The organism is Methylomagnum ishizawai, from assembly GCF_019670005.1.
GTDB lineage: Bacteria > Pseudomonadota > Gammaproteobacteria > Methylococcales > Methylococcaceae > Methylomagnum > Methylomagnum ishizawai.
In genome coordinates this window covers 597849-613724 of sequence record NZ_AP019783.1, presented here as the reverse complement: position 1 = coordinate 613724, position 15876 = coordinate 597849, and the positions used below count along the sequence as shown (strand labels likewise).

The 15876-nt window shown below is 65.5% G+C and carries 12 protein-coding genes; 5 read left to right on the top strand and 7 right to left on the bottom strand.

Going from position 1 to position 15876, the window contains the following annotated elements; translation table 11 throughout:
- Positions 1 to 3: 3 nt before the first annotated feature.
- Positions 4 to 1320: a M18 family aminopeptidase gene (locus K5658_RS02665; RefSeq protein WP_221065450.1), complete on the bottom strand. Its 1317-nt coding sequence runs from the start codon at positions 1318 to 1320 to the stop codon at positions 4 to 6.
- Positions 1321 to 1713: 393 nt separating this feature from the next.
- Between K5658_RS02665 and K5658_RS02660 the strand changes: the two genes are divergently transcribed.
- Positions 1714 to 4599, top strand: coding sequence for a tetratricopeptide repeat protein (locus K5658_RS02660; protein WP_221065449.1), 2886 nt, complete (start codon positions 1714 to 1716; stop codon positions 4597 to 4599).
- A 337-nt stretch (positions 4600 to 4936) separates the two neighbouring features.
- Here K5658_RS02660 and K5658_RS02655 read toward each other — a convergent pair whose 3' ends face one another.
- Both K5658_RS02655 and K5658_RS02650 read right to left on the bottom strand, forming a co-directional pair.
- Positions 4937 to 5869, bottom strand: coding sequence for a hypothetical protein (locus K5658_RS02655; protein ID WP_221065448.1), 933 nt, complete (start codon positions 5867 to 5869; stop codon positions 4937 to 4939).
- A gap of 226 nt (positions 5870 to 6095) precedes the next feature.
- A complete protein-coding gene (locus K5658_RS02650) occupies positions 6096 to 7655 on the bottom strand; it encodes an OpgD/OpgG family glucan biosynthesis protein (RefSeq protein ID WP_246628549.1) in 1560 nt (519 codons plus the stop codon).
- 114 nt (positions 7656 to 7769) lie between these two features.
- On the opposite strand from K5658_RS02650, the gene K5658_RS02645 reads away from it, so the two are divergent.
- On the top strand, positions 7770 to 8537 hold the full coding sequence (locus K5658_RS02645) for a Nif3-like dinuclear metal center hexameric protein (RefSeq protein ID WP_221065447.1): 768 nt from the start codon (positions 7770 to 7772) through the stop codon (positions 8535 to 8537).
- A complete protein-coding gene (locus tag K5658_RS02640; RefSeq protein ID WP_221065446.1) occupies positions 8534 to 8917 on the top strand; it encodes a GIY-YIG nuclease family protein in 384 nt (127 codons plus the stop codon). The genes K5658_RS02645 and K5658_RS02640 overlap by 4 nt, the downstream gene beginning before the upstream one ends.
- 101 nt (positions 8918 to 9018) lie before the next feature.
- Here K5658_RS02640 and K5658_RS02635 read toward each other — a convergent pair whose 3' ends face one another.
- Positions 9019 to 9462, bottom strand: a complete 444-nt coding sequence (locus K5658_RS02635) for a hypothetical protein (protein WP_221065445.1) — start codon at positions 9460 to 9462, stop codon at positions 9019 to 9021.
- A 257-nt stretch (positions 9463 to 9719) separates the two neighbouring features.
- On the opposite strand from K5658_RS02635, the gene K5658_RS02630 reads away from it, so the two are divergent.
- Both K5658_RS02630 and K5658_RS02625 read left to right on the top strand, forming a co-directional pair.
- Entirely contained in the window at positions 9720 to 10502 is a 783-nt protein-coding gene (locus tag K5658_RS02630) for a hypothetical protein (RefSeq protein ID WP_221065444.1), read from the top strand.
- A 26-nt stretch (positions 10503 to 10528) separates the two neighbouring features.
- Positions 10529 to 11188 (top strand): LON peptidase substrate-binding domain-containing protein, encoded by a 660-nt coding sequence (locus K5658_RS02625; RefSeq protein ID WP_221065443.1) that lies wholly within the window; start codon positions 10529 to 10531, stop codon positions 11186 to 11188.
- A gap of 90 nt (positions 11189 to 11278) precedes the next feature.
- Here the strand turns inward: K5658_RS02625 and K5658_RS02620 are convergent, their stop codons facing one another.
- Genes K5658_RS02620 through K5658_RS02610 form a run of 3 tightly spaced genes read right to left on the bottom strand, consistent with a single transcriptional unit; the run spans position 11279 to position 15840 of the window.
- Entirely contained in the window at positions 11279 to 12283 is a 1005-nt protein-coding gene (locus K5658_RS02620) for a HupE/UreJ family protein (RefSeq protein ID WP_221065442.1), read from the bottom strand.
- A 1-nt stretch (position 12284) separates the two neighbouring features.
- On the bottom strand, positions 12285 to 13280 hold the full coding sequence (locus K5658_RS02615; protein ID WP_221065441.1) for a peptidyl-prolyl cis-trans isomerase: 996 nt from the start codon (positions 13278 to 13280) through the stop codon (positions 12285 to 12287).
- Positions 13281 to 13302: 22 nt separating this feature from the next.
- A complete protein-coding gene (locus tag K5658_RS02610) occupies positions 13303 to 15840 on the bottom strand; it encodes a DUF3604 domain-containing protein (protein ID WP_221065440.1) in 2538 nt (845 codons plus the stop codon).
- Positions 15841 to 15876: the final 36 nt, after the last annotated feature.

Sequence of the window (15876 nt, the reverse complement as noted above, 5' to 3'; positions counted from 1 at the left end):
GGATCAGGGCAATTCGGCCACGTCCAGGAATTGCCGCAACACCTGGGCGAACCACGCCTGGTCCAACACCCCGGCGCTTTCCCTGGCGCTGTGCATGGCCCACATCGGGCAGCCGCAATCCACCGCTGGAAGGCCCAGCCGGGCCGAGGTCATGGGGCCGATGGTGGAGCCGCAGGCGAGGTCGGTGCGGTGGGCGTATTTTTGATAGGGCACCCCGGCCTGTTCGCACAGCCGCATGAACCGCGCCTCGCCCAGGCCGTCGGTGGCGTAGCGCTGGTTGGCGTTGAGCTTGATGGCGGGACCGCCGTTCACCTTGAGGCCATGGGCCGGTTCGTAGGCGTTGGGGAAATTGGGATGGTAGGCGTGGGCGGCGTCGGCGCTGACCAGGAAGCCCTGGGCCAAGGCCCGTTTGTAATCCGCCGCGCCCAGCCCCAGGCCGTGGGCGATCCGTTCCAGCACATCGGCCAGGAAACCGCCTTGCGCCCCTTTGTGGCTCTCGCTGCCGACCTCCTCGTGGTCGAAGAACGCCGCCACCTGGGTATGCGCCCCGGTTTCCGCCGCCAGCAAGGCCGCCAGGCCCGCATGGCAGGATGAAAGATTGTCGATCTGGCCGTCGGCGATGAATTCCCCCGCCGCGCCCCAGAACGCCCCCGGCTGGGTGTCGTAGACGTTCAGTTCGAAGCTCAGGATATCCGCGGGCGCGCACCCCGCCTGCTCCGCCAGCAAATCCAGGAAACGCTGTTCCGGCTGGGTTTCGCCCTGCAAGCCGGTCAGCAGCAGGGGCAGTTCGCTCTGCTTGTTCAGCTTGAGGCCGTCCTCGTTGACGCCGCGGTTCATGTGTATGGCGAGGTTGGGCAGCCGGGCCAGGGCTCGGGGGAAGCGCAGCAACCGGGTTTCGATCCGGGCCGGGCCGCGCAGGTGCAACCGCCCCGCGAGGCTTAGATCGCGGTCGGTGAAGGTCGCCAGGATCGGCCCGCCGTAGACCTCGACCCCCAGCCGCAACAGGTTCTCCGCCTTGTGCGGGGCTTTGGGCTTCAGGCGCAGCCCCGGCGAATCGGTATGGGCGCCGACGATGCGGAAGCCCCGCTCGGGCAAAGCCCCGTCGCCGATGTGGAAGGCGATCAAGGACGAACCGCCCCGGATCACATAATGCTTGCCGCCGGGGCCCAGGGACCAGGCCGCGCCCTCGGGCAAAGGCGTATAGCCCTGGGCCAGCAGCCGTATTTCCAAGGTGGCGGCGGCGTGCCAGGGGCTGGGGCTGTGGTCGATGAAGTCGAGGAGGTCTTGGGCGTGGCGCTGGGGTTCCGGGGCGATGTTCATGGCGTCTGGACAGGTCGGCGAAAAGCCGCCAGTGTAGCGCCGAATCCGCCGGAACGGCGAGGCGAGGCGCGTCGGAAAAATCCGGAACATCCTTGTTCCGTTAGCGCATTCCAGTATGAACTGTGCGGTCTCCCTCTTCCGACGCACGCCTAGATAGCGGAAATATCCATTTCCCGCGCCCGGACTGGGCAGTCGATGACAAGGGGGGGATGCATCATCGACCACTGCCGGACGGGCATTAATCTAATAGCCCGGCTTGCCGCGAAGAATACGTAGCAATCCGTATCGATAACCCAGCCCGGTTTGTTCATTTCCGCTTCACCTATCCAGGCCATCCCTGGCGTGTACTTCATCGCTACAATGCCTTTTCCCATCCACCCGCGTGCCCAAGCCATGAACCTGCCGTTCCCATCCCCTTCCTGGCCCTGGTCCAGGAATCCCTTGCCCTTCCTGCTGTTGCTGTCCGGGTTCGCGGGCATTTCCTACGAAGTGCTGTACGGGCGCTTGCTGGGCAATCTGATCGGCGATCAATTCGCGGTGTCGGCGGCGGTGCTGATTACGTTCTTGCTGGGATCGGGGCTGGGTTCGGCCTGCGCCCATCGGCTGTGGCGCTGGCTGTGGTTGATCGAGGCCGGGATCGGCGCGTGCGGTTTGGCCTTCGTGCTGTGTTACGGGGACTTGCAAACTTTGCTTTACAGCGGGCAGGTTTCCGCCGCCTCCGGGCTCGGGGCGCAAGTCGGGGTGGGCGTGGTCTTGCTGCTGCTGCCCGCGTTCCTGGTGGGATGCAGCGTGCCCTTGTTCGCGGGTTATCTGGCGACCGAGGCCGACGACGCCGGTTTCGCCCAGGTCTATTCGATCTACAACCTGGGGGCGGGCGTGACCGCCGTGGCGCTGGAGTTCGCGGTGCTGCGCTGGTTCGGGATTTCCGGGGCGATGCTGGGCTTCGTGGGGATCAATTTCGGGGTGGCGGCCTGGCTGCGGTTGGGTTATGGCGAACCGCGCCCGGCACCCGTGGTGGCGGTGGAATCGCGGGCTTTCCCCGTCCGCGAGGTCGCCGCCCTGGCCCTGGCCTCGGTGGCTTCGGCGATCTTCCAGTTGTTCATGGTCAAACTGGCCGAATTCATGTTCGGGCCGTTCCGGGAAACCTTCGCCCTGGTGTTGGGCATCGTGTTGTTCGGCATCGCCCTGGGCACGCCCCTGGTCAAGCGCTACAAGGTCGGTTTCGCCACCCTAATGCTGGTCAATCTGGCCGGTTTGGCCCTGCTCCTGGCCGCTGTGGAACCCGCCGTGACCGCCTATTCCTTGCTCTACCAGGGCGCGAGCGAAATCCGGGGGGCCGTGACCGCGCTCAAGGCGCTGCTGCTGCTGGCCTTGATGGCCGTGCCCGCGCTCACTTTCGGGGCCACCGTGCCCGCCTTGTTGATCCGCTCCGCCCAGGTCGCCAAGGAATCGGGTTATCTCCTGTTCGTCGCGGCCCTGGCCAATAGCGCCGGTTTCCTGCTGATGGTGTTCGCCCTGCATCCCTATCTCGATTACGGGGTGCAACTATTGGTGGTGGCGGGTTTTTCCGGGGCGGCGTGGCTGGTTTACCGGGGGCTGGGCGTCCGGGAAATCGAGTTCGCCGTGGCGGGGGCGGCGTTGTTGTTCGCTGTGCAGCGCTGGGTGTGGGACGAGCGCTTGCTCTATATGAATTACGTGACCTTCCAATCCCATGCCGAATTCACCAAAACCCGCGCTTCTTTCAAAGTCACGGATCGCTTCAAAGGCCACCAGGATATTTTCTCGATCACCTGGATCGGCAATAAACCCTATTTCTTTATCAATGGCTATGTGAGTTTTCCGCTGAATTCTTCTTCCGAGCAAATCGTCGGCCTGATGGCCGCCATGTTCTCGCCGCGCACCGATGAGGCCCTGGTGTTGGGCTTGGGCAGCGGTGCCACCGCCTCGGTGGTGGGCATGGCCTTCGACCATACCGATGCCGTGGAAATCAATCCCGCCGTACAGGCCAATCTCGGCAAGCTCAAACGCTGGAACCACGATATCGCCAATAACCCCAAGGTCGATGTGATCCTGGACGATGCCATCCATTATGTACGCGGTGTCGGCAAGACCTATTCGCTGATTTTGAATACCGTGACCTCGCCCTTGTATTTCAGTTCGGCCAAGCTCTATACCCTGGATTTCTACCGGGCGGTGAAAACCCATCTACGCCCGGATGGTGTCTATGCGACTTGGGTGGATTCGCGCATCGGCGATGTCGGCATCAATATAATCCTCAAAACCTTGGGCGCGGCTTTCAAGGAATGTTCGATCTTCTATGTCAAAGCCACTTATTTCTTGATCCTCTGCGGCGACCAGCCGGTGGCTTTGCGGCAAACCGGCCTTGCCAGCAAAGCGCCCGAGGTCTGGCGGGAGTTGGGTGGACAATATCTGACCTTGCCGGATTGGATTCCCTACAACCTCTTATCCGGGCGGGCCTTGACGCTGATCGAAAACCCGGAAGCGGTGCCGGTCAATACCCTGGATTTCCCGGCCTTGGAATTCGAGATCGCCCGCTTGAAACACAAGGGCATTCCCCGCTTCAAGGCGGTGCTGGAAAGCCGGGTGCAATTGGATCATGTACGGGATTATCTGACGGCGCTGGGGGAATGGAAACCGGCAAGATTGGTGGTCGAAGCCGGGCAAAGATTGGACAAGGAAGCTTATCTCACCCGCCGCTGGAGCGCCTTGGTGCGGGCCGCCGCCCAGGATTATCGGCGGGATTATGCCGTGGCGGATTTTGATTATTGGCAAGCCCTGGTGGATCAAACCCCGACCGCCAAGGCCCATCATAAATATGGCTATCGCTTGTTGGAAAACGGGCGCTACGAAGAAGCCATCGCCCAATTCCGCCAAGCCTTGGCGCTGGACGGGCGTTACGATAATGCTTACTTCAATATCGGCTCGGCTTATGAGGCGATGGGTAATCGCGCCGCCGCCTTGGAGAATTATCAGCGCGAATTGGCGGTGGATGGCGGCGATCAAGAGGCGCTGTACCGGATGGGCCGGAGTTATGTGGAACTCGGCGATTATGAAAAAGCCTGGTTTTATCTGACCATTCCCAAGCGCTCGTTCGATGGAATCAAAGCCGTTTTATATCGGGCCAGGGCGCTGGATGGCTTGGGACGGCGCGACGAGGCCATGGCGTTATATCGGGAGATTATCCAAACCCGGCATGCCGATCCGGCGGTGGTCGAGGAGGCCCGCAGGCGCTTGGCGGAACCCGTCGCGGCGAAGTAAAGCGGAAACTCCCGTGGGTTGGGGCGGCGTGGGCACCCTGGGCCACCTGCCGCCTATCGAGGTCCACGCCGCCAACCTGCACGATAGATACGGTGGGAGCCTGCGAGGCGCTGCGCCGGGCGGCGGAGAAGCACCCCCGGACCGAGGCGTTCTCCGGCGACGCGGGCTATCGCGGCACGGCGGTCCAGTACGTGGACGAAAAGCTGGGCTGGGTCCTGAACATTCCCCAGAGGATCAATGCGTCTGAATCTTTGCCAGACAGCTTCTCAACGATATCCCCCGCAAAAAAGCCAGGCGGCTCCCCCGCCGCCCGGCCTTCTCCAACCCCACCCGCCGACTACTGCCCGGTCGTGGCCGGGGTCGCCGCCGGAACCGGCTCCGGCTTCACCGTCGAACGCACGTTAATCAGCTTCTTCAGCAGGTCGAACCAAAAGCTCGCGCCCAGCGTGGTGGCGGCGGCGGTCAGGAACAGCCCCGCCAGCTTGGACAGGATGGCCCAAATACCGGTCGGGAGGGGATTCATTTCGTTCCAGCCCAACGGCACCCCGGCGCTGGGGGTCTTCTTCTGGACCTCGTCCAGGAACGCGCTGAAATCCTGGTCCGCGTTGGCCGTGGCCGGCGCGGGCCGCTGGGCATAGCCCTGCGCCACCGCCACGAACGCTTCCCGCATCGCCCGGTCGCGGGATAGGTTGGCGCTGATGCCGACGGTATCGGCGTTCAAGGACGCCGCCACCAAGAATCCCACCACCAAGGCCACCATCCTGGTATGGCGCTGATACCAGCCCGACACCCGCTGCATGCTGTCGTCGTACCAGGCCGCCAATTCCGCCCGCACCTGATCCACATCGTCCCCGGCCTTGTTGAGGATGGCGGTCAAGGCGGACTTGAGTTGGCCGTCCGGCAATTGGTCCACCGATTCCCGGATTTTCTGGATGCCCAGCGGGGCGGTGCCCACGCCGTCGGTGCGCTGGACCACGATATCCAGCAAGGCCGTGGCGAATTTGCGGGACGGGATATAGGACGGCAGGTTGCTCCCGCCGTCCTTGAATTCGCCCCGGAACAGCGAAAAGATCATGGGATGGTTATACACCTGGGCGACCAGGCCCTGGCCATCGGACCCCAGCATTTCCTTCATGCCCTCCAACAGGAAGGCGCTGCGTTTGTTCAGGAAGTTTTCCACCAATTCGATCAAGGTGGTGGCGATCAGGCTGATCAGGAGGTATAGGAAAACCAGGCTTATCGCCACGTCGAGCAAATCAAGTCCAGGCATGGGAGCGCTCCTCGGATAGGGTTGTTGGACACCGGGCCTGGCCCCGCCGCCAGCGCGCAGCCCGCGGTCCTCAGGAAAAGACGCCTCATGGCAGAGACGCCACCATGCCCGATGCCTATGCTACCCATGCGTTACCTGGATTGCCATATGACTATGACAGGATACGCGCCAGCGGTGCCGCGCCTTCCAAAAAAGACAAGCTGGGGAATCGCTTCCGCCCGGCCCGCTATCCCGGCGGGGTCCATTGATAAAGCCAAGTCTCGGTCAAGGCCCCCTTGTCGTCGCGCAGATAGCAGCGCAAATCCACCGGCTCCCCGCCCTCGCTCATCAGGTCGAAGTTGCAGCGCCACAGCGGCGTGCCCTGGAGCGGACGGGCGGCGGGTTCCTTGACGATGCCCCGCGAGGACCACACCACCGGCTCGACGCGGGCGTTCCCCGCCAAACCAGCCAACCGGCCACCCGCGAAATCGATCACGAACTTGCGCGAGGGCACCCGCCCGCGCTGACCCGGCACCCCGCCCGCCCCGATGCGGGTCGCCACCGCCGCGGCGATGCCCGGACGGTCCACCGGGACTTCGCCCCAGGACAGCCGGTAGCGGAACACCCGCTCCTGGCCCGGACCCAAAGCCTCGGCGGGATTCCAAAACGCCACGATATTGTCGAAGGTCTCGTCCGCCGTGGGGATTTCCACCAACTGCACCGCGCCCCGGCCCCAATCGCCCACGGGCTCGACCCAGGCCGAGGGCCGCAGATGGTAGCGGGCGCCATCGTCGAGATAATGGTCGAAATCGCGGTCGCGTTGCAGGAGTCCGAAGCCCTTGGGGTTGTGGTCGAAGAAGGAATTGACCCGCACCACCGGCGAATTGACCAAAGGCCGCCAAATCCATTCGTCCGCGCCGGTATGGAGGCACAGCCCGTCGGAATCGTGGATTTCCGGGCGGAAATCGTCGGCGACCCGGCGGTCGTTCTCGCCGAACTGGTACATGGAGGTCAAGGGCGCGATGCCGACCCGCTCGATGGGCCGGCGCGGGAAGAGACGGGCCTCGATCTCCATCACCGTGTGGGTGCCGGTGCGGACCTCGAAGGTATAGGCCCCGGCCACGCTGGGGCTGTCGAGCAAGGCATGGAGCCTGAGATGGTCGGCCCGCGCCGAAGGCCGTTCCAGCCAGAAAGCGCGGAATTCGGGGAATTCCTCGGGCCGGGGCAGGCCGGTATCCAGCGCGAGGCCACGCGCCGAAAGGCCGTATTGCCGGGTCGCGCCCACGGCGCGGAAATAGCTGGCCCCGAGGAAGGAAAACAGATCGTGGTCGAGATCGGGCGGGGCGTAGATCCCGAAACCGGCGAAGCCCAAATCCTCGGCGGCGTCCGGCGCGGCGGTTTTGCCGAAATCGAACAACTCCGGGCAATAATGGACCGGCTCGGCCACGCCATGCACGACCTCGTAGAGCGCCACCGGATGCTTGAAGAACAGCCCCAGATGGAACATGCGGGCCTGGAACGGCAAGCCCAGCCCGGCCCAGAGCGCCTGTTCGGGCCGGAAACGGATGGCTTGATAGGCGTCCCAATCCAGATCGGCGACCCAATCCGGCAGCGCCTCGTCGGGTGCCGGCACGAACGGCTGTTGCGCCAAATCCCTGGCCTCCTGCCGCAACCAGTCCCGGCTGAAAGGCTTGCCTTCCGGCGCGGACCGGTTGGGTTCGCGCCGCGCCGCCAGCAACCGTCCGGGCGTCCACGCCCCCCAGGCCGCCAAAGCCATCAACCTAAGCAAAACTTCCCTGCGGATCATGCTGAACCCCCCGCATCATAAGGTGATATATCCCGAAATCTAGCCCGATCCGGGGCGTCCGTCCATGTGGCGGGGTATGATGGCGCGTCCCACGCCCCCCTGGAGGAACCCGCCATGCCCATCGCCCGCGCCGACCTGCAAAGCTTCCTGACCGAGTTGCTCCAGCCCTCGGATTATGCAGATTATGGTCCCAACGGCCTGCAAATCGAAGGCACCGAGACCCTCGGACGCATCGCCTTCGCGGTTTCGGCCACCGCCGATTCGGCCCGGCTCGCCGTCGAGGGCGGGGCGCAGGCGCTGATCGTCCACCATGGCCTGTTCTGGAAATTCCACGGCCCCAAGCCCCTGACCGGCCCCTTCGCCCGGCGGGTGTTCCCATTGGTGCGGCACGGGGTGAACCTGTTCGCCTACCATCTGCCCTTGGACGCCCACCCGGAAGTCGGCAACGCCGCCAGCTTGGCGCGGGCCTTGGGGATGGTGGAACTCGAACCCTTCGGCGACCACGAGGGGCGTCCCACCGGGATCAAGGGCCGCCTGGCCGAACCCATGGCGGCGGAAGCCTGGCGCGGGCGCTTGGGCGCGGTGTTGGAGCATCCGGTGATGATGGCGAGCCCGGACCCGGAGGCCCCGGTGCGTTCGGCGGGCATCATCACCGGCGGGGCCAACCGCGATTGGCCCAGGGCCGTGCGGGAACGGCTGGACGCCTATGTCACCGGCGAGATGAGCGAGCATGATTGGCACGAAAGCCAGGAGGCGGGGCTGCATATGTACGCCGGGGGCCACAACGCCACCGAGCGCTTCGGCATCCTGGCCTTGATGGCGAAGGTGGAGGCAACCTTCGCGGTGGATTGCTTTTTCATCCCCAGCGGGAACCCGGCATGAACGACGCGGCACCGATTACTTATCAATTGCTGATCCGGGTCGCGGAGCCGGTGCGGGTCCGGGTCGGGCGGTTGGGCGAGTTCGATTTCCCGGCGGGACGCTATATCTACACCGGCAGCGCCAAGCGCAATCCCGAGGCCCGCATCGCCCGGCATCTCAGGGCGCTCAAGCGGCTGCACTGGCATATCGATTATCTGCTGGGCGCGCCCGGCGTCGCCGTCACCGGCACCCTGCGCTTCGGCGAACCCGAGTGCGTGGTCAACCAAATGACCGGGGGCCGCATCCTGGTGCCCCGGTTCGGGTCCGGCGACTGCCGGGCGGGTTGTTCGAGCCATCTCAAGTGGCTGGATGGCGAAGCGGGGCTTGCGGCCAGGCCGTAGGCCATAGGCTTCAGGCCGGTCCGCCTGGGAACCCACCCCTGGCAAGCTCCGCTGGGCGTGGGGCCGGGAGCGGAGCCGCCATGGATGCCGGTTCGGTGGGATCAATGCGCCGGTGCCGCCGCCGGGTCGCCATGCTGCATCCCGCCCATACCGCCCTGGCCCCCGCCGTGCTGCATCCCGCCCATGCCGCCCATACCCCCACCCTGCCGCATCATCTGCATGTGCTGCTGCATCATCTGGTGCATGGCTTTCTCGTTCTCGCGCATCATTTCGAGCTGCTCGGCCTTGAGGCGGTCGCGCTCCTTGTCGTCCTTGGCGCTCAGGATTTTGCCGGAGGTTTCATACATCTTCAGGAAGAATTCCTGCTTCTGCTTGAGGTGGGCCTCGTCGCCCATGCCACCCATCATACCGCCCCCCATGGCGGGCTGGCCGGGCGCGGGCGACGGCGGGGCGGCGGCGGGTGCGGCGGGTTGGGTTTCGGCCAGGACCGGCAGGCTGAGCGCGGCCGCCAACAAGGTGGCGGCGAATCCGGTTGCGAATTTCATGGCGTTGTCCTCGCTTGGTTGAAAAGGGTTCTTATCGCTCCGCCTCGATCCGGGCGGTACGGCCAGCTTAGCAGAATCACCACGCAACGATTTGAGCGATATCCAAATCCCGCCGCGCCGGGGAAAAACACAGCGCCCCCAGGAACCCGTATGATTTTCCCGTTCCCGCTCCCGCCGCAATCTGCAAGAATGGCGGGTCGGCGCTTCCCTGTGGGGGAAGCCCGTATCTTGTTGGGTAGAATCTCGAGGTATTGATCGTGAAATTCAGGCGGGCGGGATTTTTTTACGCTTTGGGCGCTTGGCTGGCGCTGTCCGGGGAAGCCTGCGCCCAGGCGCAATCCTTCGGGCTGGTCATCGCCGCAGTCGACGAGGCCGATAGCGAGGACGAGGACGAGGAAGATTCCAGCGCGAACCCGCAACAGCGCTTGGACCAATTGCGCGGCTGGCTCCGGCAACGCAACCAGGAACGGCAGGGCACGGAGTCCGACGCCCCCGCCGGGGATGATTCGGCCCCGGCCCATAGCTATTACAACGACAGCGATTGGGAGCGGCCCCGCTATAGCCGCGCCCATTATCGCGCGTACCGCCACCAGGGCCGGGGCCATCGCCACGGCCACCGCCACTATCGACGCGGGCATCGCCACGGCCACCACAGCTATCATGGCCATCGCCACCGCGCGGCGCGGCATGGGTACCGGCATGTGGCCGTCCATCATGGACGCGGACACGGCCACCACCACTACGCCACCCATGCCAGCCACCGCCCGCTGGGCTATCCAAGGCACGGCCACCACCACGCCAGCCACCGCCCGTTGGGCCATCCAGGACACGGCCACCGCGGCCATGCCGGCCCCGCGCACCGGAGCCATGCCCTGCCGAAACGCGGGCCGTCCAAAACGCTACGCCAAGCCCGGCCACACGCGACCCAGGCGGGTTTCGCAGCCAAACGCCGGACCCATGCCGCCCCGGTCAAACACCGCCCGGCGGCCCACACGCCCGCCAAGACCTTCAAGCGCGGCGGACACAAGTCCCGCCGTTGAGGACCACCGAGCTACGGAGTCATCCCATGGCGTCCAATCCCTTCACCCTGCCCTTCGAGCGGCTGCCCTCCAGCCTGCCGATCTTCCCCCTGCCCGACGCGATTGTCATGCCGCGTTGCCAGTTGCCGCTCAACATCTTCGAGCAACGCTATCTCGACATGGTGCTGGACGCCCTGGGTTCGGAACGCTTGATCGGCATGGTGCAGCCCGATTCCTCTTCCGGGAACGAGGACGCGGTTTACCGGACCGGCACGGCGGGGCGCATCGTCTCCTTCAACGAAACCTCCGACGGGCGGCTCCTGATCGTGCTGACCGGGGTGTGCCGTTTCGATATCGTGGAGGAAATCCCCACCGAGCGGGCCTACCGCCGGGTGCTGGCGGATTGGACGCGGTTCCAACGGGATTATGAAACCCCCAACGAAAGCGTGGGCTACGACCGGCTGCGGCTGATGGCCTTGCTGCGGGAATATTTCCAGCGCAAGGGCTTCGAGACCAATTGGACCAACCTGGAACAGGTGCCGGTGCCCTTGCTGGCCAACGTGCTGGCCGGGCAACTGCCCTTCAACCCGCCGGAACGGCAGGCGCTGGTCGAAACCGCCGCGCCCGAGGATATCGTCGCCAAGCTCATCAACCTGCTGGAATTCGACGTGGTGGGGGCGATGGTCGGCGACGGCAGGCAACATTAGGCGGGACGGATGGCTTCCGCCGTCCAGAAAGGCAAGCTCAAGCGCTGGGATGGCGGACGGGGCCGCAGCCCGCGCCCGGCGGCGAGCCGCCTAGAGCCAAGACGCCGCCCGCTCGATCACCCAATAAATCCCCAGCGACCCAATCGCATAGGCGGGAACCCAGCCGACCGGCCACGGCCAGCGCAACGGCATGGCCTCCAACCCGGCGCGACCCGCCAAAATCACCGCGACCCATAGCACCTGCCCGGTCTCGATCCCCAGATTGAACGCGAACAAGGCCAGCGGTATCTCCTCCGCCGGTAGCCCGACCTGGGCCAGCGCCCCCGCGAAACCCAGCCCATGCAGCAAACCGAACGCGGACGCCATGGCCCAGGGGAACCGCCGCGCCCAGGTTCCCCCCCCCGGACCCCGCCGGGCCAGTTCCACGGCGACGACGACGAGGGTCAACGCGATCAAGACCTCGACCGGTTGGGGCGGCACCCGGACCACGCCCAGCACGGCGAGGGAAAGAGTGGCGCTATGGCCAACGGTGAAAGCCGTGATGGTCCACAACAGCCGCTTCCAGCCCAGGATCAGCAACACCAGCCCGAGGACGAAGAGCAAATGGTCCGGCCCGCCCAGGATATGCTCGAAGCCGAGGCGCAGATAATCCCGTAATACATCGAACCGACCGGCCCGTTCGGGAATGAGCAGCAAGGGGGCGTCGCCGCGCAGGACGTGTTGGATCAAGCGCCCATCCGCCAAATGGACCCGCAGCAAGGCGTCGGTCTGGCGCTCGCGCAGGCCGGTGACGGCGATGGGCCGGCCGACCAAGTCAGCGGGATCGCACACGGCGCGCCAGCGCTGGGTGACCAGCGGGCCGGAGCGGTCGATGCTGGTGGTGGACACCGGCTTGCAGGCGTCCGGCAGGACCGCCCGCAGCGGCGGCTCGGCCTCCTGGGCGGACGGCAAGCGCCACAAAATATCGAGGGCCCCCGCGGTGGATTCGTGGATTTCCAGCAACGCCGGGTCGAGCGGATGCGCCATCCCGACCGGCAGCGCCCCCGCCATCCACAAGGCCAGCGCCCACAGGCTCCCGCGCCACGGACCGGCCATGTCAGGGCCGCGCCGCCAGGGTGCGGGGGCTGGACAATTCCCCGTGCCCCTCGACCTGGATACCGTAGAGTCCGCGCAGCCGTTCCATGCCCCGCGCCAATTGCGCCTCCGCCTGTTCCGCCTGTAGGCCCTCGACCAGTTGCTGCCGGATCGACTCGGGTTCCGGCAGGTGCCGGACGGATACCTCCTCCACCCAAACCAGGTGCAGCCCATAGGGCGATTCGATGGGGCCGGACCAAGCGCCCGGCCTTAGGGCGAACACCTGTTCGGCGAACGGCTTGCCGAAACGCGCCGTGACACGGTTCCAAGTCCAGGCTTGTAGCCGCAAGCCCAGCAGGAACGGGTCCGACAGCCCCGCCGCGTCCGGCGGCGACAAGGCGCGTATCCGGCGGAGCAAGGTCTGGGCGGCCCGCTTCAGGCCGGCTCCATGCCGGGCCTCGCTCAGGAAGACCTGGGTGAAGGTGATCGCGGGCGGCAACTCGAAACGCTCGCGGTGCCGCTGGAGATAATCCCGCAGTTGCTCTTCAGTGAATGCCGGAGCCTGTGGGTCTTGCGCGAGGAGGATACGCATTTTCTCCACCAACAGCCGGCGGATGACCGCGTCGTCGTCGAGCCCGAGCGCCCGCGCCTCGCGGGCCAATTCGTCCGGGTCCCGTCCGGGGTGGCTGCCCACCGCCCGCATTTTTTCGATCAAGCGGCGGCGCACGCTGGGGTCTTCATAGTCGAGCGCGAGCAGCCGCGCCTCCCGGTACAGCAGTTCCTCATCGAGGGTCTGGACGATCAGGGCCGATAGCTCCTGCGCGGTGGGCGGCTTACCCCAGCGCCGCGTGAAATCGGCCCGCAGCGTCTCGATACGGGCCGCGGTGACGACCAGCGGCTCCCGTTGCGCCTGGGGCCGATCGGGTTCGGCCCCAGGCCAGAACGCCCGCAACGCGAACAGGGCCGCCCCGATCACCACGAAATGCAGCAGCGGATGCCGAAGCCAGCGCCGAACCATGGAATGCCTCCACCCTCCTGTTTCAACGGCCCGCCAAGGCGGGAGCGTCCTTCAACAGATCGGCGAGGGGCGACGCGGCCGGCTTATACCAAATCGGCGAGGTCCAAGCGCGTTGCTGCACGGTCTGGGGCACGATGCCGCTACAGCATTGGGTGTATTCGTACTCCTCGTAGCTTTGCGGCAAGGTGCAGACCCCGCCCCCGCACTCGGCGTTGCTATTGCAGCCCTTCTTGTTAAAGGAGCGGTCCTTGGTGCGGCAGGTGCCCATCGGCTTGCTGCAATCGACGCCACGGGCGTTGCAGTAATATTGGGTCCAGCGGCAACTGGGGTTTTCCAGCACCCGCACGTAATAGAAAGCGTGCTGGGCCGGATTGAATGCCGGATCGGTCCAGACCGTGCAAAGCTCCTTCGCCCCTTCCCAGGAGGCCGGCTTGCAGGTACGCAGGTTCACCAAGTCTTCCGGTGCCTTGCCGGAAGCCTTGCCGACCACGTCGTAGACCTTCTCATGGGTCGCGCCGCCCGCATCCACCCAGCCCTTCACGATCTGCGCCCGTTCCAGGGGTGTGCCGGCATGGCCCGGCCAACCTGCGTCCATCAGGGCGCTGACAGCGAAGCTCGGTGCCTGCCCGCCGGGCGATCCCGCCAGCGTGCCGCCCATGGGCACGCCGCCGGCGTAGCCACGCTCCGCGAAATCGCCCTTGTCGCACAGGTTCTTGGGCAAGCCGAAGCCGCCGAAGACGCGCACGATGGGCCGGGTGCCGCTGGTGGCGTAGGTCTCGCGGTTTTTGAGCGCGGTGAAGATCGCGTCGCGGGAATTCTCCTCCGCCCAGGCCACGGTCAAGCCGCCGGCATTGGTTTCGAGCCCCAGGAAAAAGCGCTCGTTCAAAGCCCCGGAAGACGTGGCGAAACTCTGGATGCCGTGGGCACCGCTCTTGGCGTACTGCGCCGCGTCGGTCTGCCCCGGCGTGCCGTTGTGGTTGTCCAAGGCCCCGGCGAAACCGAGTTGGAACGGATTGACGCCGTGCTTGGCGGCATAGGCGAGGCCGTTTTCGAGGGTGTTGCGGACATAGCTGCGGGCCGGGATGGTATCGGTGGTTTGCAACTCGTCGGTCAGGTAGCCATCGGCCACCCCGCCGAGCCGCGCCCAGCCCTCGTTCTCGAAACCGCACAACTCGTCCGGGGGATTGGTCCAGGCCATGCCCGTCTTGGCGTTATAGCGGCATTCCGACTGCCCTTTGATCTGGGTGATTTCCACCAGCGGCTCGAATTCCTGGCGCAGCGCCGCCTCGGCCAAGCCAGCGGGGGTGTTGGCCGGGGGAATGAACATGCTGCCCCGGCTCATATTGGGATTGTGGGGGATGGTCAGCACGTCGCAATCCGGCTTGCTTGGATTGTCGGTACAGGCTTCCTTCAGTTTTTGCAACATCGGCACCGGGGACGCCACCGGCCAGCCGGGGGCCGAGGTGCAATCGGCCCCCGCGCCGCAGCCCAAGGGCGCTTCGACATTGCTGAGCGGTTGGTCGATCACTTGATCGTTGCGGAAAATCACGTTGCGGTGCAGGTTGTCGGCCCCGGAATTGCCGGTGAAATTCATGAGGCAGGCGGCACCGCTCGGACAATCGGCGGAAGGCGTGTTGTCGTCGGGCTTGTCGACCACCTTGTTGTTTTGGCGCTGATCCCAGCAGGGCAAGGCGGTGGCGTCCGCGCAGCGCCCGTTGGCGGCCATCGCGGTGTATTCGTAGGCGATGAAGGAAGTGAAGGCGCAGGCGGAACTGCGGTCGTAGGCGTCGTTGGCCATGGAGCGGACCTTGTCCCAGACCAGCTTGGCCTGCTGGGCGCAGCGCCGCCCGTCCGGGCCGCAGACGGGGGGACGGGCCGGGTTTTCCGCCACGTTCTCGAAGCCCGCCATGATGCCGGGCACCGCGCCCTGGCGCAGGCGCGAGAGTTCGTCGCGGGCGGCCACGCAGATCGGGTCGTTATAGCCCCTGGGCCGGCACATTCCGGTGTCGGCACCGGGCGCGGTGAAGCATTTCTGCCCGTTCCGGGTATCGCAATCGCTGTCGGCGGCGCAGGACTGGGTCGCCTCGAACATACAGGTGTTGGATTCGCCGAATTGCTCGGAATGGTCGGTGATCGCGGCGAAATCCAGCGCCCGGCCCTCGGGGAATTGCACGGTCCGCGTCGCCATGAACTGGCAATGTTCGCCCGGCATGCAGTAGGGATACGCAGCCACCAGCGTCTTCTGGTCGGGCGGGGTGTCGTCCTGGATACGGGTATCGGCCCAAGGCGGCAAACCCACCCGTCCGCCCTTGGCGTAGAGATAGGCTTGCTCCGGGGTATTGCGGGTTTCCAGCACCACCGCGTCGAACGAATACGCGGTATGCAGGTGGGTCTCGCCGAAGAAGGGTTGTTTGGTCGGCGTGTAATTGGCGCAAGGTTCGCGCACTTCGGTCCTGGCGAAGGGCAGGCCCCCGGCCACAGGATCGCCCCAGGCCACGCCGGCCAGGGAAACCAGGGTTAACAACACCCCCAGGATGATTGTTTTGAATGACTCGCCCATACCCGTCTCCTCCGTCGGAATAAAAAGTATCCAAAC

What these genes read in the sequence shown, in the direction of transcription:
- K5658_RS02665 (WP_221065450.1), bottom strand. Translation starts at nt 1,320, where the DNA reads ATGAACATCGCCCCGGAACCCCAGCGCCACGCCCAAGACCTCCTCGAC.
- K5658_RS02640 (WP_221065446.1), top strand. Translation starts at nt 8,534, where the DNA reads ATGAACGACGCGGCACCGATTACTTATCAATTGCTGATCCGGGTCGCG.
- K5658_RS02625 (WP_221065443.1), top strand. Translation starts at nt 10,529, where the DNA reads ATGGCGTCCAATCCCTTCACCCTGCCCTTCGAGCGGCTGCCCTCCAGC.
- K5658_RS02655 (WP_221065448.1), bottom strand. Translation starts at nt 5,869, where the DNA reads ATGCCTGGACTTGATTTGCTCGACGTGGCGATAAGCCTGGTTTTCCTA.
- K5658_RS02610 (WP_221065440.1), bottom strand. Translation starts at nt 15,840, where the DNA reads ATGGGCGAGTCATTCAAAACAATCATCCTGGGGGTGTTGTTAACCCTG.
- K5658_RS02660 (WP_221065449.1), top strand. Translation starts at nt 1,714, where the DNA reads ATGAACCTGCCGTTCCCATCCCCTTCCTGGCCCTGGTCCAGGAATCCC.
- K5658_RS02645 (WP_221065447.1), top strand. Translation starts at nt 7,770, where the DNA reads ATGCCCATCGCCCGCGCCGACCTGCAAAGCTTCCTGACCGAGTTGCTC.
- K5658_RS02620 (WP_221065442.1), bottom strand. Translation starts at nt 12,283, where the DNA reads ATGGCCGGTCCGTGGCGCGGGAGCCTGTGGGCGCTGGCCTTGTGGATG.
- K5658_RS02650 (WP_246628549.1), bottom strand. Translation starts at nt 7,655, where the DNA reads ATGATCCGCAGGGAAGTTTTGCTTAGGTTGATGGCTTTGGCGGCCTGG.
- K5658_RS02615 (WP_221065441.1), bottom strand. Translation starts at nt 13,280, where the DNA reads ATGGTTCGGCGCTGGCTTCGGCATCCGCTGCTGCATTTCGTGGTGATC.
- K5658_RS02635 (WP_221065445.1), bottom strand. Translation starts at nt 9,462, where the DNA reads ATGAAATTCGCAACCGGATTCGCCGCCACCTTGTTGGCGGCCGCGCTC.